The 23,346-nt window shown below is 49.3% G+C and carries 19 protein-coding genes and 1 pseudogene; 3 read left to right on the top strand and 17 right to left on the bottom strand.

Translation table 11 applies throughout. From position 1 onward, the window contains the following. The 12 genes from DESLBE_RS17335 to asnS all read right to left on the bottom strand — a co-directional run bounded on the left by DESLBE_RS17335 (position 1) and on the right by asnS (position 14,130). Entirely contained in the window at positions 1 to 672 is a 672-nt protein-coding gene (locus DESLBE_RS17335) for a hypothetical protein (RefSeq protein ID WP_011462253.1), read from the bottom strand. 134 nt (positions 673 to 806) lie between these two features. Continuing rightward, positions 807 to 1,163 carry a response regulator gene (locus DESLBE_RS17330; RefSeq protein ID WP_015945500.1) on the bottom strand — a complete coding sequence of 119 codons (357 nt, stop codon included), beginning with the start codon at positions 1,161 to 1,163 and terminating at the stop codon, positions 807 to 809. A gap of 39 nt (positions 1,164 to 1,202) precedes the next feature. After that, positions 1,203 to 2,387, bottom strand: coding sequence for an alanine racemase (gene alr / locus DESLBE_RS17325; protein ID WP_144677696.1), 1,185 nt, complete (start codon positions 2,385 to 2,387; stop codon positions 1,203 to 1,205). Positions 2,388 to 2,422: 35 nt separating this feature from the next. After that, positions 2,423 to 3,505, bottom strand: coding sequence for a peptidoglycan bridge formation glycyltransferase FemA/FemB family protein (locus tag DESLBE_RS17320; RefSeq protein WP_144677695.1), 1,083 nt, complete (start codon positions 3,503 to 3,505; stop codon positions 2,423 to 2,425). Positions 3,506 to 3,637: 132 nt separating this feature from the next. Next, positions 3,638 to 5,236 (bottom strand): CTP synthase, encoded by a 1,599-nt coding sequence (locus DESLBE_RS17315; RefSeq protein ID WP_011462257.1) that lies wholly within the window; start codon positions 5,234 to 5,236, stop codon positions 3,638 to 3,640. Positions 5,237 to 5,464: 228 nt separating this feature from the next. Further along, complete coding sequence (rpoE, locus tag DESLBE_RS17310) at positions 5,465 to 5,902, bottom strand: DNA-directed RNA polymerase subunit delta (RefSeq protein ID WP_035249860.1); 438 nt, start codon at positions 5,900 to 5,902, stop codon at positions 5,465 to 5,467. 95 nt (positions 5,903 to 5,997) lie between these two features. Beyond that, positions 5,998 to 7,683, bottom strand: a complete 1,686-nt coding sequence (argS, locus tag DESLBE_RS17305) for an arginine--tRNA ligase (protein ID WP_005815370.1) — start codon at positions 7,681 to 7,683, stop codon at positions 5,998 to 6,000. Continuing rightward, positions 7,680 to 8,111 (bottom strand): DUF1934 domain-containing protein, encoded by a 432-nt coding sequence (locus DESLBE_RS17300; RefSeq protein WP_026199032.1) that lies wholly within the window; start codon positions 8,109 to 8,111, stop codon positions 7,680 to 7,682. Before DESLBE_RS17300 ends, argS begins: the two co-directional genes overlap by 4 nt. Before the next feature lie 925 nt (positions 8,112 to 9,036). Further along, a complete protein-coding gene (locus tag DESLBE_RS17295) occupies positions 9,037 to 10,401 on the bottom strand; it encodes a PepSY1/2 domain-containing protein (RefSeq protein ID WP_144677694.1) in 1,365 nt (454 codons plus the stop codon). A gap of 11 nt (positions 10,402 to 10,412) precedes the next feature. Continuing rightward, positions 10,413 to 11,099, bottom strand: a complete 687-nt coding sequence (sleB, locus tag DESLBE_RS17290) for a spore cortex-lytic enzyme (protein WP_072772339.1) — start codon at positions 11,097 to 11,099, stop codon at positions 10,413 to 10,415. A 193-nt stretch (positions 11,100 to 11,292) separates the two neighbouring features. Beyond that, positions 11,293 to 12,465: an alanine--glyoxylate aminotransferase family protein gene (locus DESLBE_RS17285; RefSeq protein WP_144677693.1), complete on the bottom strand. Its 1,173-nt coding sequence runs from the start codon at positions 12,463 to 12,465 to the stop codon at positions 11,293 to 11,295. 273 nt (positions 12,466 to 12,738) lie between these two features. Further along, entirely contained in the window at positions 12,739 to 14,130 is a 1,392-nt protein-coding gene (gene asnS, locus DESLBE_RS17280) for an asparagine--tRNA ligase (RefSeq protein ID WP_144677692.1), read from the bottom strand. A 215-nt stretch (positions 14,131 to 14,345) separates the two neighbouring features. Here asnS and gdhA point away from each other — a divergent pair, with 215 nt between their 5' ends. Together gdhA and DESLBE_RS17270 are read left to right on the top strand one after the other, a co-directional pair. After that, positions 14,346 to 15,680, top strand: a complete 1,335-nt coding sequence (gdhA, locus tag DESLBE_RS17275; RefSeq protein WP_026199031.1) for an NADP-specific glutamate dehydrogenase — start codon at positions 14,346 to 14,348, stop codon at positions 15,678 to 15,680. 213 nt (positions 15,681 to 15,893) lie between these two features. Next, a pseudogene (locus DESLBE_RS17270) lies at positions 15,894 to 16,812 on the top strand (DUF3102 domain-containing protein). Positions 16,813 to 16,886: 74 nt separating this feature from the next. Here DESLBE_RS17270 and pylSn read toward each other — a convergent pair. The 5 genes from pylSn to pylSc all read right to left on the bottom strand — a co-directional run bounded on the left by pylSn (position 16,887) and on the right by pylSc (position 21,442). Further along, complete coding sequence (gene pylSn, locus DESLBE_RS17265) at positions 16,887 to 17,219, bottom strand: pyrrolysine--tRNA(Pyl) ligase small subunit (RefSeq protein WP_011462266.1); 333 nt, start codon at positions 17,217 to 17,219, stop codon at positions 16,887 to 16,889. Positions 17,220 to 17,249: 30 nt separating this feature from the next. Next, positions 17,250 to 18,089, bottom strand: coding sequence for a 3-methylornithyl-N6-L-lysine dehydrogenase PylD (gene pylD / locus DESLBE_RS17260; protein WP_144677690.1), 840 nt, complete (start codon positions 18,087 to 18,089; stop codon positions 17,250 to 17,252). A 2-nt stretch (positions 18,090 to 18,091) separates the two neighbouring features. Then, positions 18,092 to 19,291 carry a 3-methylornithine--L-lysine ligase PylC gene (pylC, locus tag DESLBE_RS17255; protein ID WP_144677689.1) on the bottom strand — a complete coding sequence of 400 codons (1,200 nt, stop codon included), beginning with the start codon at positions 19,289 to 19,291 and terminating at the stop codon, positions 18,092 to 18,094. Then, entirely contained in the window at positions 19,282 to 20,388 is a 1,107-nt protein-coding gene (gene pylB, locus DESLBE_RS17250; protein ID WP_144678671.1) for a methylornithine synthase PylB, read from the bottom strand. Before pylB ends, pylC begins: the two co-directional genes overlap by 10 nt. Before the next feature lie 115 nt (positions 20,389 to 20,503). Next, positions 20,504 to 21,442, bottom strand: a complete 939-nt coding sequence (gene pylSc / locus DESLBE_RS17245; RefSeq protein ID WP_144677688.1) for a pyrrolysine--tRNA(Pyl) ligase large subunit — start codon at positions 21,440 to 21,442, stop codon at positions 20,504 to 20,506. Positions 21,443 to 21,656: 214 nt separating this feature from the next. Here pylSc and DESLBE_RS17240 point away from each other — a divergent pair, with 214 nt between their 5' ends. After that, positions 21,657 to 22,769 carry an IS110 family transposase gene (locus DESLBE_RS17240; RefSeq protein ID WP_144675186.1) on the top strand — a complete coding sequence of 371 codons (1,113 nt, stop codon included), beginning with the start codon at positions 21,657 to 21,659 and terminating at the stop codon, positions 22,767 to 22,769. The last annotated feature ends 577 nt before the right edge of the window (positions 22,770 to 23,346 follow it).

Genomic DNA, 23,346 nt, shown 5'->3' with positions numbered 1-23,346 from the left:
TTATTCCTCCTCAATTGCCTTACAAAAATGTCCGTGCTGTGTACAATTTAACAGTACGGTTTTATTTTCGTCCAAATTTACAGACGCCATTCCCTCAAAGATCCGAATGTTCTCCGTGTTTTCTCCATAAATCACGCCTACCGCATCACAAATCTCACAATAAAGCTCGATACGGTCCGGCAAAAGCTCAAAAGTAAGATTATGGTTGCCGCATTTGCAGCCTAAGGCTCCGTCTCTGGCTAAATTATGGAGATGATCCAAGAGCTTCAGCATAACCTCGGGGTTCTCAAACTCATCTTCATAACCGAGTTCCGAAGCTAGCTCAGCGATGGACTTCTCCCGCTCCTGACAAGCTTGGGCTACTTTCTGTTTGGGACCGACAAAGCCTGTGGACGCCTCCACTTCCGGACAGAGCAAAGGGAGGGCGTTTTTGCCCCAAAAAGCACCCCTTTTTAAACGCAGGTAGTGCATTTTGCCGCAAAAAGCACAATTAAAAGATACATTGAAATGTTTGCGATCTCTGCTGGTCACAGACATCAACACTTCGCCGCAGCGGCAATATAAACTTTCCCGTCCCTTACCTGAAAACGCAAAAAGTGAAAGGGCGTGAAACTCTAATTCTCCACATTTGGGACACTGTATGGCAACGGATGTATGGGTTGTCAGGATCAATTTTCCCACCTCTTTCTACTCGAAACTATACTTCGGCAAGTGGGGGGGTTTTTCCTCCATCCTTTATCTAAAAAAATAAGAGGAAACCTTGCAATAATTTATGCGTTGTTCCCTCAAAAATTCTCCATTATTATTTATTTAAGCAGATCACGAACCACATCCCGCAGCTCAAACAGGTCGAAAGGCTTGCTGATGTAATGCCTTACCCCTTGCTCTTGTGCTCTTTCCATAGTCTGTGCGTCACCATACGCGGTCATCATGATAACCTGAACATCCTGATTAAAGGTACGGATCTCCTTAAGGGTGTCAATCCCATTCATTTCCGGCATTTTCATATCCATAATAATTAAGTCCGGCTTGTAGCCCTCAAGTACACGCAGGGCTTCGTTGCCATTCTCTGCCATTTTAACTAGATGACCTTCTTCTTTGAAGGTTTCAAAGAGGAGTCTTCGTACCCCCATTTGGTCATCTACAACCAAAATATTAGCCATAAATTGCCCCCTTTCGCCAGTGGTCCCCACTGCTATTATTTATGGATATTCTGGATAAGATTGTAAAAATCCTTCTTTTATATGACGTTTCGCGATTAATCTTTTTTCAAACCAATATTGTCGCAATAATCGCGGATTGGCCTGGGTCCTGCGCAGAGGCAGAATCACTTCATCCCCAGTTTCACAAGACAGGTTTCCTACGTCAAGAACCGTTAACTGCATGCCGATTTTTCCGGCAACAGGAACCCTGTGTCCCTGTAAAATTACGCTCTCTTGGCCGATATAGATTCGGCAAAGGGCTAAAAAATTCTTAATGACTATTTTCATAAAGTCCCATACTCCTTGGGGAACAAAATGAGGCTGAACACCGAACCCGTCGGCATAGCCCACAGGAATCACCGCCAATTGGGTCTCTGCCTTGGTTCGATAAATGCTCTGGTAGCCGACAAAGGTTCCTTTGGGTACCCGGCGCAGGCTGACAATGCGAGCCTTGGCGACCCAGGGATCCTGCAGTGTAAGCTTGCCGGTAAAGGCTGTGGCGGGGAAGTGACCGATTAAAAGAGTTCCTGTCCGAATAAAATCATAATGCCAATCGGGATAGTCCAAAAAAGCAGCACTGTTGCACACATGTTTCCACAAGCCGGCAAAGCCTTGTTCCTCGAGAAGGTTTACCCCTCTCTGAAAGCTTTCCACTTGCTGCCGGGTATAAACCCGATCCCGTTGGGCTGCCCGGGCCAGGTGGGTATAGACACCCACCGGAGTGATGTAGGGAGATTGCTTCAACTGTGCGGCAAGCTCTCCCCATTCTTTCTCGAAGAAGCCGGTCCTGCCCATTCCTGTCTCCAGCTTAAGGTGGACCTTAGCCTCCATGCCCAGCCCGGCAGCAACAGTTTCCCATTCCCTCAGCATATGAAAATCCGACAGAGTCAGCTGCAAATCTCCTGTGAGAGCCTCCGCCATTTGCTCCGCAGACACCGGCCCTAACACCAATATAATGCCCTCTACCCCGTGTTGGCGCAGAATAAGACCTTCTTCCACAGTGGTCACCGCAAAAGCCGGGCAGCCCAGCTTTTGAAGGGTTTGGGCGACGGGAACAGCCCCTAAGCCATAGGCGTCGGCTTTAACGACGGCCATGACCCGGGCAGCCGGGCTGAGCTGCTGAGTTACTTCCCGGTAATTATTCGCTATGGCGTCCAGGTTGATATCGATCCATGCGTCACTCATAGGATATCGCCACCTTTAGTGAGTTTGTTCATTTCTTATCCCTTATTTCTTCGCCGCAGCTTCCCGATCATCCCCTTAACCAGATCGGAGTACACCGGTTCGAGAGTGTTCCAGAGAAAGTAGACCACCGGACGATAGACCAAATCCCATTCGCCGATGAATTCGGTATACTCGCCGTTGAAGCCTTTTTTGAACCGGTAAAGGCCGTAGAGAGGATTGTCCTCGGTGAGATGGCCGGGTACCCCGCGAAAATCGTAGAGGGTGCAGCCTTTGGCTTTGGCCCAGCGGATCATTTCCCATTGAATCAGATAATTGGGCATAACATTTCGATGGGAATTGGAGGAGGCGCCATAGAGATACCAGGCTTTTTCTCCGATAATCAGAGCCAAGGTGCCCGCGATAATCTGTCCTTCATATTCGGCGATAAACAGCTCCGCCATACCGGCAGCATGAAGCTCATCATACATATCCTCAAAATAAGAGTAGTTCCTGACCAGGAACTTATCCCGCTCCGTCGTTTCTTTAAGCACTCGGTAAAAAGCGGGCAAATCTTCTTTCGTGCCGACGCGGATGGCGACGCCTTTTTTCGTGGCCAATTTAACATTATAGCGGGTCTTCTGGTGCATTTGCGCCATAAGCGTCTCCTCATCAGGAGAGATATCCAGACGAAAGACGTATTTAGGCTGGACTCCTTCAAACCCCTTGCCGGTTTCCGCACTGCGGAACCCCCGGCTTTTCAGGTAACCTTCTAAATCTTGATCTGCAGAAGGAATATCCGGGTCGATTTTCAGAAAAATAGCCCCCCGCTTTTTGGCCAGCTTTTTAATCTCCACAAGCAGGGCATCAAACAATTCATGATCAGTCCAATCGAGAACAGGTCCCCGGGAAGCATAAAAGATCGGAATTCCCACCACAGGTATCTTGCGCTCGAGAATGGAGATAGCGGCGACGATTTCGCCATGATCTTCCAGGACTAAGCGCCACGGTTTCCAGCCGGTTTTGCTTTTGAGCTCTCCCCAGCCCCAGGTCTGCAGTACATGACCCTTGGCGTGACGAGCCATAAATTGATCAAAACGCTCTTTTGCAGCGTCATCTATTAACCTTGCAGTATAAGGCATCCCAACAGCCTCCCGTTATATAGTATACTTCTTATGTTAATTTTTGCCATAAACAAGCAAGCCCAAACGGCTTTTAGTTTGCCTAAAACGATTCCATGGCTCGGGGAGCCATGGAATTGCCTTTGTATCACCTTATCTATTGGCCAATGTGGCTTTGACAAACTCTCTGAAAAGAGGATGGGAACGATAAGGACGGGATTTGAATTCCGGATGGAACTGTGACGCCACAAACCAGGGATGATCCGGATATTCTGTGATTTCGACAAGGCGCCCGTCGGGGGAGGTTCCTGAGAATTTCAGGCCGCCCTTTTCCAATTCTGCGCGGAATTGATTATTTACTTCATAGCGATGACGATGGCGCTCATAGATCACTTCATCCTGGTAAATAGAGCTGACCAACGTGCTCTCGATAAGCTTGACAGGAGAGATTCCTAAGCGCATGGTTCCTCCCTTATCTTCAATCTCCTTCTGTTCAGGGAGGAGGTCAATGACCGGATAAGGCGCGTCCACATCGAATTCAGAGCTGTTGGCATTGGTCATGCCGCACACATTCCGGGCAAATTCAATGACCGCCGTCTGCATGCCTAAGCAAATCCCTAAGAAGGGGATTTTATTTTCCCGGGCATAGCGAATGGCTTCAATCTTACCTTCGATGCCCCGGTTGCCAAAACCGCCGGGAACCAGAATCCCGGATACACCCTTAAGCAGCTCTGCGGCTGAAGAGCCTTCAATCTCTTCCGAGTTGACCCAGCGTATCTTAACTTTCGCCAGATGTTCAATTCCGGCATGACGCAAGGCTTCGGCCACACTCAAATAAGCATCGGGAAGCTCCACATATTTGCCGACGATGGCAATTTCCGTTTCACTCTGAGGATTATTGATCCGATCGACCATAGCCCTCCAGTCAGTCATATCCGCAGGAGGCGCTTCAAGGCCCAGAATCTTAAGGACGATATCATCCATGCCTTCTTCTAAAATATTTAAAGGAACTTCATAAATACTCTTGGCATCCACCATTTGAATAATGGCTTCACGATCGATATCGCAGAAGAGGGCCAGTTTTTCCTTCATATCCTCGGAAATGGCATGTTCGGTGCGGCAAACCAGAATATTCGGCTGAATACCGATTCCCCGCAGCTCTTTAACAGAGTGCTGGGTAGGCTTTGTCTTCAGCTCACCTGAAGCATTCAGATAGGGAATAAGGGTCACATGCAGATAAAGGACATTCTCCCGGCCGATATCGCTGCGCATTTGGCGAATCGCTTCTAAGTAAGGCAGGGATTCAATATCGCCAACGGTACCGCCAATCTCCGTGATCACAATATCCGGGTGATTTTCCCGGGCCACCCGATAGATGCGTTCTTTGATTTCGTTGGTAATATGAGGGATGACCTGTACCGTTCCCCCTAAGTAGTCCCCCCGTCTTTCTTTGTTGAGGACGGACCAGTAGATTTTTCCCGTGGTCACATTGCTATTTTTAGACACAGGCACATCAATAAAACGCTCATAATGCCCAAGGTCTAAATCCGTCTCCGCTCCATCATCGGTGACAAAAACTTCACCATGCTGGTATGGGCTCATGGTCCCTGGGTCAATGTTAATATAAGGATCAAATTTTTGAATGGCAACACTTAATCCCCTATTTTTGAGCAAGCACCCCAGAGCGGATGCCGTGATCCCCTTTCCCAAGGAGGATACTACACCACCTGTGACAAAAATAAACTTCGTCATCTTTCCCTATCCTTTCTCGACCAATTTCTAATATCACTTTGTATTCAGAATTCCGCACAGCAGTATAATGATCATGATCATTGAAAAGCCGAACGCATGCACATAAAAAAAGCTAGTCCGCAAGACGCACTAGCTTTATTTTTACCATTTAACATTATTCTAGCCAGATTTCGATGAGCTGTCAAGGCGATTCTGAGATTCTTTCCGCAAGCTTAAAATCATCAAGGCTTACCAGGATTCTTCGTTGTTAAAGGAGCCCTCTTCGAGCTCTGCATCTTCTTCCCCACCATCTTCACCGTCATCGAAAAGGACATCCTTGCCCTCCAAATCCAACTCCAGTTCCTGGTTATCATCATCATAGGGCAATCCTTTATTCAATAAGGTGATGGTTGGCAGCTTCCGTGAACTTTTGCTGGGAACCCAGACTTTAAGTCCCCACTCGCCATTGCCTGCATAGGCAAAACGGGCATCTAAATTGATATGGGTCAATACGCCCGAGATGGCAGCCGGATCTTGCGGACGTTCCTGCCGGGTGAGCACTTCCATGATCAAATCCTGGTAATGCATGGCTCGCCCTTGAGAGGCAAGAATCTCATAAGCCATATCTTCATCAGAGAGCTTTACGTTCTGTGTTAAGGAATGGGTCAATTTTACACCGCCCTTCATGTTCATCTCCGAATATTTAGACAGTATATTCGACCCATCCCTAATTATTTCCTGCCTGGTACTCTGCAACACTCAAAACTTACATTAATTTCTTACTACATTCTTTCCGGAGCAGTCACCCCAAGGATGCCTAAAACATTAGCCAAGACCTGCTTGGTGGAACGAACCAGGCCCAAACGCGCTTCCCGTAATCCTTCCTCATCCACCAAAACTCTTTGGCTGTTATAGAAGGAGTGGAAAAGCCCTGCCAGATCCAGCACATAGCGGGCCAGGCGATGAGGTTCTGTCAGGCGGGCCGCCACTTCGATCTCGTTGGGCAATTCGGCAATCTTCTTCAGAAGCTCCCGCTCTTCATTGCTCTGAAGTCTCTTCAGATCCTTTTCCTGAGGCATCCCTGCCGTAGTATAGCCCTGCTCGGCAGCTTGGCGTAAAATGCTGCACAGCCGGGCATGGGCGTATTGGACATAGTAGACAGGATTATCTGAAGACTCTGCTTTAGCCAGATCCAAATCGAATTCTACGGTAGAGTCGGGATCCCGCATGATAAAGAAGAAGCGGGCGGCATCCTTGCCGACTTCATCCATCAATTCTCTTAAGGTAATATACTGTCCGGAACGCTTGGACATACGGACCACTTCGCCATTCTGAATGAGGCGAACCAGCTGCATCAAAATGATTTGGAGGTTCTCAGGATCGTATCCCAAGGCGGACATGGCACCCTTCATACGGGCCACATGCCCATGGTGGTCGGCGCCCCAAATATTGATGACCCGGTCAAAACCCCGTTCAAATTTATTGCGATGGTAAGCAATATCGGCGGCAAAATAGGTGGGGGTCCCATTGCCACGGACCACGACTTCGTCCTTTTCATCCCCGAACAAGGTGGATTTCAGCCATTGCGCCCCTTCTTTTTCATAGATATAACCCTGCTGCTCCAGCTTTTCCATGGTGTCCTTAACAAATCCGGAGTCATGCAAGGATTGCTCACTAAACCAACAATCATAGTGAACACCCATATCGGTGAGGGTTTCACGGATACTGGTCAGCTTCTCCTCCAGCGCATAGCGGACGAGAAATTCCCGGCGCAGATCCTGATCGACATTAAGGTATTTATTCCCCACTTTTTCGATTAAGCCTTTGACGGTGTCGATAAGATCTTCACCGTGGTATCCTCCCTCAGGGAAAGGAACATCCTGACCCATGAGCTGAAGGTAACGGGCTTCCAGGGAAAGGGCAAAATTATAAATTTGGTTGCCCGCATCGTTAATGTAGAATTCCCGGCTGACTTCGTAACCGGCCATGGCCAGCAAAGCGGCTAAGCTATCCCCTAAGGCTGCACCCCGGGCATTGCCCATATGGAGCAGTCCGGTGGGATTGGCGCTGACGAATTCCACCTGGACTTTTTTCCCTTGGCCCAGGTTTACTTTTCCATAGTCTGCTTCCAGGTTTAACACTTCGGGAATGACTCCTGTGAGCCAGTTGGGATCCAAACGGAAATTAATGAATCCGGGACCGGCGATTTCGCTGGCGGTAATGAAGGTTCCTTCAGTGTCCAGATGCTTAATCAGAATCGTGGCGATATCCCTGGGGGCTTTGCGGGCTTGCTTGGTCAGGACCATGGCTAAATTGGTTGCCCAATCGCCGTGCTGCTTTTCCCGGGGCTCTTCCAAGACATAATTAGGCAAGCTCTCAAAGGTAAGCTCACCTGCTTTTTGGGCCTCCAGGGCAGCTTTGGCCAGATTGGCATAGATGGTGTCTTTAATATTAATGTATAAACTCATTGAGGAGCGTCCTCCTTTATATTAATCCGCAGTGAATTATGACTGACCCATTGCTCATCAAAAAAAAGATTATATTTTAGAGTAATATTTCCGCCCTGCTCTGTCAAGTCAATCTTCATCTCCTCGGTCAGGACCTGCAGAAATAATGAGCCTTGAGGTGTGACATAGGTTGAGCTGTGGCGAACTCCCTGTTCGAAAATCTGCTTTTGGTCAATAGCTCCCATGCGGTTAAGGGTCACTTTAGCCGGTTCCACCTTAAGGCTGGTGGTTACTTCAGCCGTCCCGGCGGTTGCCGAATCACGGTAAATAATATAATAGCTGTTTTCCCTCTTATGTAAGGTTCCCGCTGCGGAAAACTCCATACGTTCTTCGGACCCTTCTTCATAGCTTTGGGTACTTGCGATCTGAATCAGCACTTCTTTGGCCATGGGAGTCTCCTTTCGCTTTGGTCTGCAGGTATTATTATATAGCATGGTTGGCCTTTTGTGGGAGGGAAAGTGAAAAGAAAGGGGGGCTTCTGTCCCGAAAGTTATTCTCCAGGATTTTGCTTTACTCCCGGTCGCTCAATAAGCTGCGCGAACAAAACTAACGCTCAAGCCCTCCGCTCCGAAAGGTGCCCCGCCAAATCGCTCCTGCTCAATGGCGGGTTGGAAACGTCCTGTTTCCAACCTTTCTCCGCTGCGTGCTTTTCGCGAAGTTTTGTTTCCGCTCGCTTAAATTCGCTCCCTGGTGTAAAGCAAAATCCTTGGGCTGCTTTTCGGGTCTGAGTGAGCGGGGCTTTATAGACGATATAGGTCAGGTTCCCCGACCCGAGCCGCTTTTTCCGTCTTTACCGACGCCGCTTAGGCGGCAAGGTCGGCGGCGACCCTGGGGAAGGCTCTGAGGGGACCTGAACAGCCCCGGAAATGCCCCATAAAGAGTCTCAGACTCAGGCTTCCCAGGCCCCAGGGGCTCCAAAGAAGAACTGGAAGAGACCTGCAAGACGTAGCTTTGCGTACAAAAGCGGACGGATTTAGCGGAGGGGCGGTCGGGTGAGCGAAGCTTTCTTAACGTAGCGGAGCCACTGGTTCACATGCAGAAAGCAGCGGGGTTTGGCGGGAGCTGTTAAGAAAGCGGGTGAACCAGCCCCGGAGCTATGGAGTACGCGTTGTGCGTAAAGCTACGCGACCCGAGCAAGCTTTTCACCTATTGCTGGCACCGTCTCGCAGCCCGGAAACCAGCCTGAAGCCAGCATAGCAGTCTATCCCGAAAAGACCTAACACAAAAGCAAGATGGCAATGCCTCATCGCATTACCACCTTGCTCCTAGTATACCCTATTTCAGGCTGCTTTCTCCCTGACTATTGCAACATAACTATTGCAGGTACTCCCCGCGAGGAGTTTTAATAATGCGCTGAATCCTTTCCTCGATTCCAGTCTCGGCATTGATATAAACGAGATATTCCTCATCCTGATAGACGCCCCTGAACTCGTAAGCCATAACTTCCTTGTTGCCCATGACCGGAATTACAGCCGTCCGGGTCTCTTTGATTTGGAAGCCCTGTCTGAGCTTGGCTCTTGCCTGTTCCATGGTCAGCTTTTTAGTGAAATTGCGTTTCTGGTGATAGGCATAGTAAGGGGTGGAATCGTAGCCGATAATCTGTCCGTTATCCAGAGCCACTGTGACTCGGAGTTTATCCGGGTAATAACGTGTACCGCTTTCCTCCCAGACATACTCCAGCTGCAGATAGCCACCGAAGTCTTCAGTCGAGGTCAGCACGAGATTCCATTCTAAGGCCTTAAGGGTCTGGGCCACTTTTTCCTTGGCTTGTTCCGCATTCATGGTTCTCTCGTTGAATTCCCGTTGATCGCGATAGATCAGCACTTTACCGCCCCGTTTGCTGACGGTCATGAAGAGATCGTTTTGTTTAAAGATGTAAACTCCTAAAGCACCCTGACTGACGCCGGAAAACTCCGGATTGCTTTCCGGGTATCCTACCTTGCTTAGGAAATCCTTGGCGGCCTTTAAGGCTGTCTCCTTATCCACCTCATCCCGGGGCAGGCCCAGAGGTTCTTTTACAGAGCGGGATTCATATTCGCCCACATAGGAAAAGGGCGGAAGTTTTTGCAGGCTGGCATTCAATTGATCCAGACCGGAGCGCACTGAGCTGGCAGGACCATCGGCCGATTCCGCCGCAGCTTCCGCCGTTCCTGTCTGCCAAAAGCCTACCATACGATTCCATAATGACTGGTTATCCAGCCAGGCCAGCCCTTCCGTATCCACTCGCTGCACCAGATCCTGTACCTTTTGATTGACGGCCAAAAGGCGTTCGTGAACATCGGTCAGATTTTTATCATCTTCTGCAGTGGGTGTATGACCCACTGAGATTTGATAGGCCAGGCTGCGTGTTAAATCTCCTGTGCGATTCAAAAACTCACTGATATAACTCAGGCCGCTTTCTTCAGCCGGAAGCTGAGCTAAATCTTTAACCGCCGATTCACTGATGCTTCCCGCCTGGCTTAAGTAGAGTACTCTCTGGCTGGAAGCGGCAGCCACACGGCCTTTAGCCAAATCTGTTTCCAATTGGTCCAGATGGCTGGCGAAATCCCGTAAAGAACGCTGATATTGATTCATGCTGACTTTTTCCAATTGTTCCGCTTGCCGATACTCAGTAAATCCCCAAGCCAGGGAGAGGATTAAAGCGGTTCCCAAAATTCCAATCCAAACATTTCTGCGCATGTCATCCCCTCCTAACGAGTGAAAATATGATTACCGATTTGCATAATTTGGGGCCTGGACCAGATGAATTTATTCTTGGTCTTAGCCGGGTTGAAGAAGAAAAGGGCTCCTCCTGTGGGATCCACTCCCGATACCGCTTCCTGAGCCGCTTTAAGCGCCGAAGCTGTAGGCGCCATATTGATCTGCCCATCAGCCACACTGGAAAAAGCCAGGGGTTGGTAGATTATGTCTGCTATAGTATTGGGAAAGGCCGGATCCGACATGCGGTTGAGAAGGACCGCTGCCACAGCTACCTGCCCTACATAGGGCTCTCCCCTGGCCTCCGCACTGACGCAGCGTGCCAACAGGTTAATATCCACATTCTTTGGTCCAACGGATTTTCCTGAAGCGTTCGTGCTGTCCCCCGTCAGAAGCTTAAGCTCTTTAATGGTCTGAGTCCCGGCTATTCCATCCACCTTTAAGCCCCGCTCTTTCTGAAAGCGGGTCACGGCAGCCTTAGTCTTTGAGCCGTAGACGCCGTCAACCTTTCCGACCACATAGCCCAAAGAGGCAAGTTTTTTCTGGAGCTCAGTGACCTCAGAGCCTCTTGAGCCTTGACTCAAGGCTCGATCACCCAAAGCGCCATAAGCCCCGCTGGCCAGGATCAAGGCAATACCTAACGTTATTACCCCTACCCACACTCTCTTTTTTGTGATCATCACACTCACCTCACACCTAGATTTAGATCCTTCTTAGTGTGGCTGAGGAAATGAATTATTATCCAGAGATTCGTGGATTTTTTCATAGCAGCGAACCCAATCCGTAGGAATACCATAAAAAGACAGCCCCTGAGGGAGGGCTGTCTCCGTATCCGTTGATGAAGATTATCCATGGCCTTTTTGAGCCGCTGTATTACTTCCCTAATCCATCATGATAAACGTTTTTAAAGGTTTCCACAGCCTTGGCGGGATCGGCCTTCAAACCCATTTCGTTGAGGGTTTCACCCACAAGTTCCATGGCCTTAATAAACATCTCTTCCGTAGCGTTGCCCATATGACCGATCCGGAAAGCTTTCCCGGCGAGATTCGCCAGCGAACCGGCAATGACCATACCTTTTTCCGCCAGCTTGGAGCGGAATTCGGCGTCATTTACACCCTCCGGATAAAGGATGCAGCTTAGAGTGGGGGCAGCGATCTCCTCAGGAGCCAAGGCCCGCATACCGTACTGGGCTAACCCCGCCCGAACCGCCTTTCCCAGGGCGGCATGGCGCTTATAGCGGGCTTCCAGGCCTTCAGCCATGACGAGCTCCATTCCTTTTTCATAGGCATAGATCATATTGACGGGATGGGTGGCGTAGTATTTTCCGGGATCCTGCATCGTCGGCAGCCAGCGCAGGATATCCATATAGTAGGCGGCCACCTTATCCATAGCTTCCCTTGCTTTTAAAGCTTTAGGCCCAAAGGCTACGATAGCTAAACCCGGAGGAACACCGATGGCTTTTTGGGAACCGGTAAGCACCAGGTCGATTCTATAGTCGGGATGTCCGTATTCTTTTTGCATATTTTCTTCAATCGCAGCTGAGGCACAGACTCCATCCAAAATGAAGAGAGGACCATATTTTTTCACTGCCGGCACCAGTTCTTCCAGATTGGACATGACCCCGGTGGAGGTATCCGCATGGGTCACCGTGACGGCTTTGAAGCCTCCTGCGGCCAGCTTTTCCTCAACGGCAGAGATTTCAACATGTTTTCCCCACTGGGATTGAAGCACTTCAACCTGAATGCCATGGGCTTGGGCCAATGGGATGAAGCGATCGCCGAAATAGCCATGACTAATGACCAGAATCTTTTCTCCGGGGGCCACCGTGTTGACGATGGCCATCTCCATGGATAAGGTCCCGGAACCGGCGACCACAAAGACTTCGCCGTCGGTATTGAACAAGCGCTTGGTCATGTCCAGACTGTTCTTAAATCTCTTAACCAGCCTGGGATCCGTATGGGAATAGGTCTCTTGGGCTAATGCTTCATATATTTCATCCACAACCGGTGTCGGACCGGGTATGAGAAGCATTTCTTTATTAGGCATAGGGTCATCCTCCTTTTATTTACGACAATATTATTCCTAATCCATAGAAAATTATCATTTTATGATATTTACATGAATCAATAAGTGTTCTATAGCAGATTCACTTTTCCTGCCTCTTCCAATAAAAACATTGTATACATGGTGGAAAATCCTGCAGCCGACTTATTGAGACAGATAGAGCGCTTATAGGTTAAACCACTAAGCGCTCCAAATCTGCTTTATACTATAATTTAATTGCTCTTCCTAAACATTCAATAATAGTGCAGCGAATATTTAGAAGTCCGCATTTTTAACCGTTCTTGGGAAAGCCACCACATCGCGGATATTGGATATTCCGGTTAAATACATAATCACCCGTTCAAAGCCCAGTCCATAGCCCGCATGACGGGTTCCGCCGTATTTACGGAGATCCAGGTACCAGCTGTAGTCTTCCTTATGCAGCCCCAGCTCAGCCATCCTCTTCTCCAGATAGTCTAAACGCTCTTCGCGCTGACTGCCGCCGATGATTTCCCCTACTCCGGGAACGAGCAGATCCATAGCTGCCACAGTTTTCTGATCGTCATTCAAGCGCATGTAGAAAGCTTTGATATCCTTGGGATAATCGACAACAAACACCGGTTTCTTGAAGATTTGTTCCGTCAAGAAGCGTTCATGCTCAGTCTGGAGATCTGCTCCCCATTCCACGGGAAATTCAAAGCGCTCTTTCTCTTTTTGCAGAATCTCAATGGCTTCCGTATAGGTAAGGCGGCCAAAATCCGAGTTGACAATGTTATCCAAACGATCAAACAAGGTTTTATCCACGAATTCATTGAAGAAAGCCATTTCTTCCGGAGCATGTTCCAAGACATAGGTGATCAAGTATTTCATCATTGCTTCGGCAAGTTCCATATCATCCTGCAAGTCGGCAAAAGCAATCTCCGGTTCAATCATCCAGAATTCCGCGGCATGGCGGGCTGTATTGGAGTTCTCAGCCCGGAAGGTGGGACCAAAGGTATAGACATTGCGAAAAGCCATGCAATAGGTTTCGGCATTGAGCTGGCCGCTTACCGTCAGGTTGGTTTCTTTGCCAAAGAAATCTTTGGCATAATCGATTCGACCGTCCTCAGTCCTGGGCAGAGCATCCAAATCCAAAGTGGTAACCCGGAACATTTCTCCGGCTCCTTCAGCATCACTGCCGGTAATGATCGGAGTATGAATATAGACAAACCCTTTATCCTGGAAAAACTTATGTATAGCATAGGCCACCAGGGAGCGAACACGGAATACCGCCGCAAAAGTGTTGGTCCGAGGTCTAAGGTGAGCGATAGTCCGCAGATATTCAAAGGAGTGGCGTTTTTTCTGCAGAGGATAATCCCCGCTGCAGGCTCCCTCGATCATGATGGACTGCGCCTTCAGCTCAAAGGGCTGCTTTGCACCCGGGGACTCTACCAGCAGGCCTTTTATGATCAATGAGCTCCCTGTGGTGACTTTGGCAATCTCCTCGAAGTTACTTAAATCTTCTTCAAAAACCACCTGGATACCCTTAAAAAAAGACCCATCGTTGATTTCAATAAAACCAAAGGATTTAGATACCCTCAGGGTACGGACCCATCCGGAAATCTGCAGCTCTTGGCTGAGGTAAGCTTGAGTATCGCGATAAATCGACTTAATCAAGGTGTTTTCCATTACTGGACAATCTCCCTTCATATTTTTGGCTTGCTGATGATTTTAATTCTACATTTTTGTTAAATAATCCTCTATCTTCATGAATACAATACACACTCGCAAAACAAAAAGGGATTTGACCTATAACAGAGAATATTTGAACGTTACTTCTGTTACATTAATTGGAGCAGAAGACAAAAAATCTTAAACAAAGGCGTTTAGGGGGAAAATTGAATATGACCTATGTTCAAGAAGTTCTGGAGCAAGCGATCAAGCGCAATCCCGGTGAAGCTGAATTTCACCAGGCACTGAGAGAGGTATTGGAATCTCTCGAACCCGTTTTGGAAAAACGTCCCGATCTTAAGGAAGCAGGAATTCTCGAGCGCATCGTCGAGCCTGAACGGCAGATCCTCTTCCGGGTCCCTTGGGTTGACGACCAGGGCAAGGTCCAGGTGAACCGTGGTTTCCGTGTGGAATACAACAGTGCCATCGGACCTTATAAAGGGGGCCTGCGTTTCCATCCTTCGGTGTATTTAGGTATCATAAAATTCTTAGGCTTCGAACAGATCTTTAAAAACTCCCTGACCGGTTTGCCCATTGGCGGCGGTAAAGGGGGCAGTGATTTTGATCCGAAAGGCAAATCCGAAGGGGAAATCATGCGGTTCTGCCAAAGCTTCATTACAGAACTTTACCGCTACCTTGGCGCCGATACAGACGTCCCGGCGGGGGATATCGGTGTCGGCGGACGGGAAGTGGGCTATATGTTCGGTCAATATAAGCGGATTACCAATAGATATGAAGGTGTTCTCACCGGCAAAGGCTTAACCTTTGGCGGCAGCCTGGGCCGTACGGAAGCAACCGGCTATGGATTGGTTTATTTTATGGAAGAAGCCCTTAAAGCCGTGGGCAAATCCTTCAGCGGCGCTACTGTCGTTGTTTCCGGCTCCGGAAACGTGGCCATTTACGCGACCCAAAAGGCCACCCAGCTAGGGGGCAAAGTCGTGGCCATGAGCGATTCCAACGGCTATATCTATGATAAAGACGGTATTAATCTCGATACAGTCCGCCAGTTGAAAGAGGTTGAGCGGAAGCGCCTTAAAGACTACGTCAGCATTCATCCCACTGCCGAATATCATGAAGGCTGTGCAGGCATCTGGACCATCCCCTGCGCTATCGCACTCCCCTGTGCCACTCAAAACGAATTGGACGGGGAAGCGGCCGAAATTCTTGTTAAAAACGGCTGCTACGCTGTCGGTGAAGGAGCCAATATGCCTTCCACTCCGGAAGCTGTGGATGTGTTCCTCCAGCACAAAATCATCTATGGGCCGGGCAAAGCGGCCAATGCCGGAGGTGTGGCCGTATCCGCTCTGGAGATGTCCCAAAACAGCATGCGCTATTCATGGACTTTTGAAGAAGTGGATGCCAAGCTCAAAAATATTATGGTCAATATCTACCACAATGCCAGCAAAGCCGCTCAAGAGTTCGGCTTTGAGGGGAATTTGGTGGCAGGGGCCAATATCGCCGGCTTCCTTAAGGTAGCCGAAGCTATGAAGGCTCAGGGAACGGTGTAATCAGGAAGCTTACCGCAGCATAGAAGTATATCCTTAACCGGTACGAAAAAAACAAGAGAAGGCGTTGTCCCGCAGGGGATAGCGCCTTTCTCTTGTTTTTTCCTCAATCGAATTTGAGGACTCTTGTAAGATATAAATAGTTAGCTTTCTGCGTACGAGTCCTCTCACTTTGGTCAGTACAGCTACATATTCTATACTAAAGCTGCCAAAAGGATGGGTACCACTATGACCAAATTGAGCGTCGAACGCACGCCGCTGATTATCGCGGCTGAAATCAATATGATTAACCAGCAAACCAAAAAAGCCCTTCTGACCGGTGCTGTTGAGATCGGCAAGCGCCTGAAGGAAGCCAAGGCCCTTGTTCCTCACGGGGAATGGGGTAAATGGCTGGAAGAATCGGTCAATTATTCCCAGCGGACCGCCGATAAGCTGATGCAGCTCTTTGATGAATATGGGCATAAGCTGCCTGCCTTATCCGGCGATGATAGCAGCCCAAATTCGCCCCCGGAGGCGAATTTGGGCTATACCAAAGCGCTTATCCTGCTTGGAATTCCGGAAGAGGAAAGAGAGCGATTTGTCCTGGACAATGATGTGGGCAGCATGACCAGAAAGGAACTGCAGGAGGCTGTCCAGGAAAAGAAACAAGCCCTTCAGGAAAAGGATGAGGCCAATAAGGAACGGGATCAGGCCATCCAGGAGAAAAACGACCTCCAAAAAGAGCTGGATGAGAAAGACAGCAAAATCACCGAATTAATTACGCAGAACACAGAACTGGGGAGCCAGGTTTCAGACTACAAGCAGAACTATGAGAATGGGCAGAGAAATGTCACACCACAACAAAAAGAACCGGAGAAAACCCCAGAAGAAACCGCCTCCGCCCGGAAAATCACCGACGTCCAATTTACTATTCACCGTGACAACATGCTCAGCGCCTATAACGAGCTGCTGAAAACTCTTGCCGCCTTAGCCCCCACAGATCCGAAACTTAAGGAAGAATACCGGGAAACGGCCCATGGCATTGTGGAAACCATGGCGAAGCGGCTGAAAGTATACCCCCCCTGAGATCCAAACCAATCTAAAAATCAGGACCCATACGACCACCTTGCTGAGTACTCAGAAACCATCGAACTAGCTCAAGGGGCTTATGACCTGCTCTACGCAGCCATAAGCCCTTACTGTTGTTTTTTTGCGGAATGCACAATCCCCTTAAAGATGTGAGCCATAATGCTGGCTCATGACTGTGGAAGAATATTTCTGAAGCTTCCATTCCGGTATCCGGCAGTGCGGACACACCCCAAAATGCAGCTTGTTGCGAAGCCAGCGTGCCGCCCGGCTATGTTTGGAATTATAGATAATAAAGCGTCGGTTGCAATGGGTGACAATCTCCGCCGTATTTCCCCTTCTGGTCATGGCTTTGATCCCATGCAGAGTGCCGCTGCGGGATGGCCAAAGTTTGATTTTTTCCACCAAATTAAAAAAATCAACGTTTTTTCGGTAATACCTTTTCTTTTCCTCAGAAGCCTGAGACACTCCTCTCATCTCCTTTGCCTGCTGTCTATCAAGGAAGCCTTATGCCGGCGATGATATTTTGTCAAGAATCTCATAGAGCATTGTCGCCACACCTAATTGCAGAGGATCATGCACCAAACGCCCCTCAACCTTCTTGATGGCTTGAGCCTGAATACCCAACGGCACCCCCGGCGCAGCTATGCAGGTATCCGTATAAAGATGATCCGCTCTGATCAATCCCCCTTCAGGACAGGCCACCACAATGGCCCGATGCTTGTGCATCGCCGAATTCAACTCCCTCTCAATGCCAATAGAGCAGCTGCGTTGACAGAGAATGTCCTGAGCCAGTTTTTCGCTCACGGTCAGCTCCTTGTCAAGGATATGGACATGGCCCCCGAAGTCGAGAACGGCGAAAGCAGCAGCCCGCCCCACCGGTCCTGCGCCTAAGATCAGAACATCCCGCTCCTTAAGGCCGCCGGTCAAGCAATCAAGAGCAGCCGCAAAGCCCCGGCCTGTTGCCCCGCTATTATCCGAGAGCTGCCCCGTTTTCAAATGGACCCCAATAAAACGCTCTTCATCGGCCATAAAGATAACTTCCGCTCCGCGTTCCAGCGCTTCAGCGAATCCCTTGACATCGAAAGAGACCGGCACAAAGGCCCTCATGCCCAGAAAACCCAGAATTCCGGCAACCGTCTCCGCAAAACCACTGATCACACCCAGGCCGCAGGTCATCGGCAATACGGCAATTAACCCCGGATCAGGAATATCTGCCGAAAGCCTGCCAACGGCATGGGCGGCAATATGGGCAAGCCTATACCCGGTTCTGGCCAATAGTTCCGCATCATATATGTTCATCTGCCCGAGGATTGATTCGATATCCCTTACCTGAAGACGAGTCATACCTATTCAGCTCCCTCATACCAACTTGGCGGATAAGGATCAAGCACCTTCGGAATCTGCAATTCCTCCTGAATTCGTTTAAGGACCTGATCTCTTTTGGCCCAAACCTCCACAGGGCTTGAGCCCCAAGTCATTAGAGTGAGGGCCCATTCCTTTTTGCCCCAGGTATAATCGGTTAACACCTCATCCGCTCCAAAAAAATCTGTTAAAACATGCAGCGGGCCGGCTTCCCCCAAAATATGTTCGCCACAAGCTTCTATTTTCTCCGGAGTTACCAGGAAATGCTCCAGGATTACAGGCTTCTCCGCCCCTTTTTGTCTAGCCTGCTTCAGCCCGGGGCCGGGCATTTTTCCCTGCGCAAAGGCTTCGCCCAGGCACTCAACCATATTAAAGCCGGTGGAATGAAACACAGCTATTGGGGTCTGACTGGGCAACCTGGCATCAATCTCCAGCACTTTAAGCTTTCCGGCGTGAAGAATCACCTCGACATCCATGATTCCCTGCAGAGAAAGCTCTCCTGCCAGTTTTAAAGCCATTTCTTCGAATTCACGCTTAAGCCTCAGGTCCAGCCGGGCAGGTGCAAGCACCCTTTTGCAATCATACTGGGCATCCATCTCTAACTCCGTGATCTGAAACACTTGATAGTTTCCGGAGAAACCCATCACCTCGATGGAATAAGACGGTCCCTCCAGATACTCCTCCAAAATCCAATTGTCCCGATTGTCCCGAGGCTCCCGACGGAGAAGGCGCTCCAATTTCTCCCGGCAGGGAATAACCTGGACCCCCTCACTGCCACTACCATCCGAAGGCTTGAGCAGCATTGGGAAATGACAGTCAGGCCACGGCCGCGGGGCCGGAACCCCCATTGCCGCGAACAGCTGATTGGAACGCTGCTTGGACGACGAGATCCTATAGGCGTCCAGATCGAAAACGCAAGGGATTCGGGTTCTCTGCCCAATGTCTGCAAGGGCTGTCAAAACCTCCAGATCTTCAAGGGCCGGCAAAATTAGATCCACCCCTTTAAGCCCAGCCACAAATTCTTCCCTCGACCGGAGTATGTCCATACAGTGAAATACATCCGCCAGCTGAGCCCCTTGGGCTTTTTTCCTGCGATCAAAAAGAACAACATCCCAACCGGCCTTTTTCGCTAAATAAGCAGCTTCAACACCCTGGAGCTTGCCGCCAATGATCCCTACCCGCATCGAACGGCTCCTTTCGCTGAACAAGCAGGATGAGCAGAATGAGCAGGCCATGATTCCAGCCAGGCTTGGTATTCCAGGCGGGTAGCCGGCTCTAAATGCATCCTGTTGAGGATGGGGATAATCTTCTCCAGGGAACGGTTGCCGTCGGCAATGTCACGGCTGCTCTGGGATACTCCTGCCAGGCCCGCCGCAGGCGGAATAATCGAAGTGACCACATTGGCCCCCGAATTCAAACGCTGTTCCAGCCCCCTTAAGCCATCCACATCAAGGGAAGCCGGGATCAGACGGTCAGGCATAGCCAAGCGCATGATGGCAATAATCAAGAGTTCACGGAAGTGAGACCCCGTTTTCCACCCGGCTAAAGGGGTGTTTTCCTGAGGAACAAAGCTCATAACCCGGACCTGGGCCGCTTCCATCCTTTTCATGGTAAGGATCGAAGCCGCAATGTCTTCATGGGTGTCCCCGACGCCTGTCAGAATTCCTTCTTCGATAAGATACCCCATGGCCCTGGCCAGGCTTTTTTGCCCCATCCGCTCGTCATAGCTCTGACCAATCCGCAAGCGGTTATACAGGGTCCGATTATGGGTTTCCTGATAACATGCGTACCAATCGACCCCCGCAGCTTTGAATTTCTGCAGAACATCTTGGGATACGATCCCCGGCGATAGCATCACCGGCGTTTGGGTTTCCCGCTTAATTTCCCGGACTGTCTGCAAAAGTTCGTTGAATCCCTGGGGAGTATTATGGTACAACGGATCTTCTCCCATGGTCAGATCCAGAAGGTGCACCCCGGAATCCGCCAGCGCACGGGCTGCCGCGATGATTTCAGCACGGTCTTTGCGATAGCGCCGATAGCTATGGTTTGATTTGCGGTAGAGACAAAAGGTACAGTCATTCTTGCAAAACGTGGAAAAATATAAAAAGCCATAAAGAAATATTTTGTTCTGGAAGTACTTCTCACGCAGTTCCCGCGCAGCCTGAGTGACACAGCCGAATTGGTCCTCAGTTGTTTCCAATAACCTCAAAATATCTTCATGACTAAGTGGTGACTCTGCTTTTGCCTTTTCTAAAATCTCTGCCAACCTAAAATTCTGCATATCCATTTCTGCCTCCTGCCCCTGCGGTCTCCTCCCCGGCCTTTTGATCTCCTGTTCCTGCTCGCTTTTTATATGACAAATCATCCTATAAAAAAGATGGACCTTATTTGTATTATCAATTGATATTTAAGCGTACTCCATCAAGATAGCTCAGGCTTCTGGCCATACTCTGAACATGTTGTGCTCCTTCACGAATCATCAGAAGCCTTTCCAGACCAAAGCCCAGACCTACCCAGGGATCAAATATCTCCCATTTTTCATCAAGGAAGTGGGGTCCCATGGCCCCCGAAGCCAGCTCCAGATCGCCCTTCATCACATCTACCGTATCCCCGTAAACTACCGAGGATTCCGTAACCAGCTCAAACTCCCTTATTCCCGCAGCCTCCAGCACCCAGCGGGCCATGTCTTCAAGACGTTGATGCCGCTCTTCCAGGGGAGTCCCCAGTTCTGTGAGATTCAGCATGGTAAATTCATTGAGATGCTGTGCCCCCTGGGACTCTTTCCGGTAACAGGTTCCAATCTCGAAAATCCGGATCGGCTTATCCCACAGGCGCTCAAGCTCTCTCCACAAAGTGTATAGATTGGGAGCCAGCATCGGCCGCAAACATTTCTTCCCATCCAACCAAAAAACCTGGGAAAACAAAGGATGGTCCTCCCCTATGGTCATCTTAGCCAAGGCCGACTTCGTAATAATCGTCGGGGTCACCACCTGAACAAATCCCTGTTGGTGCAATGCTTTCGCTAATCCCTCTTCAAGCTCGAGCAAGGCGGGACGATGCTTCACCGTGCGCAGCTGTTCCAAATGGCGTTTTCCCTGGCTCATCAGTTGATGTTCAATCCCCTGAAAAGCGCGGTCACGGCTTAGTGCATCGGAAAAACCCATTTCCAGCTGCTCCCCGGAAGCATTGAGTTCTTTCAGGCGTTGATATTGAACCTTTGTCCAAGAGCTGCTCAAGGGTGGGTCCCTCCTTGTTAAAAACATAAATGTGGCGGGGAGTACGGGAGTTTCACCCGCCTGCACGAATTTAGAGTCCGTGTGATCTATTCGATCCACCCCCCAGGACTTTTTATACTACAGAAAGTATAAGCTTGCGCTATATACTTTCTAAGCATAAGTGCAACCAGCGATTTCGCCTCATTTGCAAGCATCGGTTTAAGGCAACAAGTTATCATGAACGAGGCACCCCTTTCGTAAATCGTAGGTTGTTTTGGTACAAACTAGTATGGCCGAACCAAAACAGAGCTACATACGAAAGGGGAGCCATACTATGAAGGATGCCACAAAATACGTAGGATTAGACGTTTCAAAAGAAAAGATTGCTGTCGCTCTTGCTGACGAAGGTCGTGGAGCACCGCGTTATTGGGGAGTTGTTCTTAATACACCTGAAGCCGTAAGAACACTTTTTAAGAAACTAGGCGACTCCTCACAACTCAAGGTGTGCTATGAGGCTGGTCCAACGGGTTATTGGCTGTATCGTTTGCTGGTAAGTATGGACATTGAATGTGTTGTTGTGGCCCCGTCACTCATTCCAAAACGACCCGGGGAACGGGTCAAGACGGACCGTCGTGATGCCTTGCGTTTAGCCCAGCTTTTGCGTGCCGGAGAGTTGACCTCTGTTTATGTTCCAACTGAAGAGGATGAAGCGCTTCGTGACTTAGTCCGGGCTCGGGAAGATGCTAAAGAGGATCAACTCAGAGCAAGGCATCGCCTCACCAAGTTTCTTATGCGCAATAACATCACTTCTCCAGAGAACGTCAGAAATTGGTCTGCAGCGCATCGTAAGTGGCTTAATCGTTTAGAATGGAGTAATGCAGCCCTTCGTGTGGTCTTTCAGGAATACCTCCACCATCTCAACGAGATAGAGCAACGTTTACAACGGATAGAACAGGAAATGCATCATCAAGCCCTGTATAGCCCTAAAGCCCCTATCATTCAAGGATTACAATCACTACGGGGAGTAGCAGAGATTACAGCGATAGGGTTAGTGGCTGAAGTGTGTTCCTTTACTAGATTTGAAGGTGCTCGATCCATGATGAGCTATACCGGGCTGGTTCCCAGCGAATATTCCAGTGGAGAAAGACGGAGACAGGGGGCGATCACCAAGGCAGGAAATACCCATGTTCGCCGATTGCTGGTCGAGGCTGCTTGGAGTTACCGATATCAACCGGCACTCAAAGGGAATCTTCTCAAAAGACAGGAAGGACTCCCCCCTCAGGTTCAAGCTATGGCATGGAAGGCTCAACATCGTTTGCATGGTAAATACTCTAAACTTATGGCCAAGGGCAAACCTCCCGGCAAAGTCGTCTCAGCAGTGGCCCGTGAATTAGCAGGCTTTGTTTGGGCCATTGCCAATGAACTGGAGAAAGAGACCGTGTCTTAAGATTCAACGATAACGAATAAAGAACACCCAGTTGAAGGTAGGGCCCGAAGGCAAACGTGAAAATCCGTAAAGGAGAACCCACGATTCGCACATGTGCTAAGATGTCATTGACGTTTGAATGCACGACACAAGTTCGTGGCTTAGCTCCCCCGACGGAGAGATTTAATGTGGATAGCCAAACCCACGAATATCAGACTGCTCACCGTCGATGTTTTGTTTGCCTTCGTGCCGTGTCTTTAAAAGGAGAGTGTAATAGGTTGGGGCTTTGCCCCAAGAGTTTAACGCTTTAGATTCTCCTACAACGTTTCAAATTCAAGAGGGAACCGGGGGTAATCCAGTTCCCCGTTGTAGCAGAACCCAATCATGGCGCTCGGGTTGCTCTCCAGCATTGCCCTATCCTCCATGATTGGAAAGAGCCATAGTTAGTCTTTCCAAGATAAAACCAAAAGATTTTAAAGAGGCACACTTGACAGCCTCGTTCATATCAGTGCGAAAGCAGTGCTTTCGGGGTTTTCTTTATCATTCTATTTATTGCTTGAAACCATAAATTTTTCAAATCTTAAGTATAGCTAATATT

It is taken from the genome of Desulfitobacterium sp. LBE, assembly GCF_007830365.1.
GTDB classification, from domain to species: Bacteria; Bacillota; Desulfitobacteriia; order Desulfitobacteriales; family Desulfitobacteriaceae; genus Desulfitobacterium; species Desulfitobacterium hafniense.
Note: the sequence above shows the minus strand (reverse complement) of the source record. Positions and strands in the feature narration are given on the sequence as shown.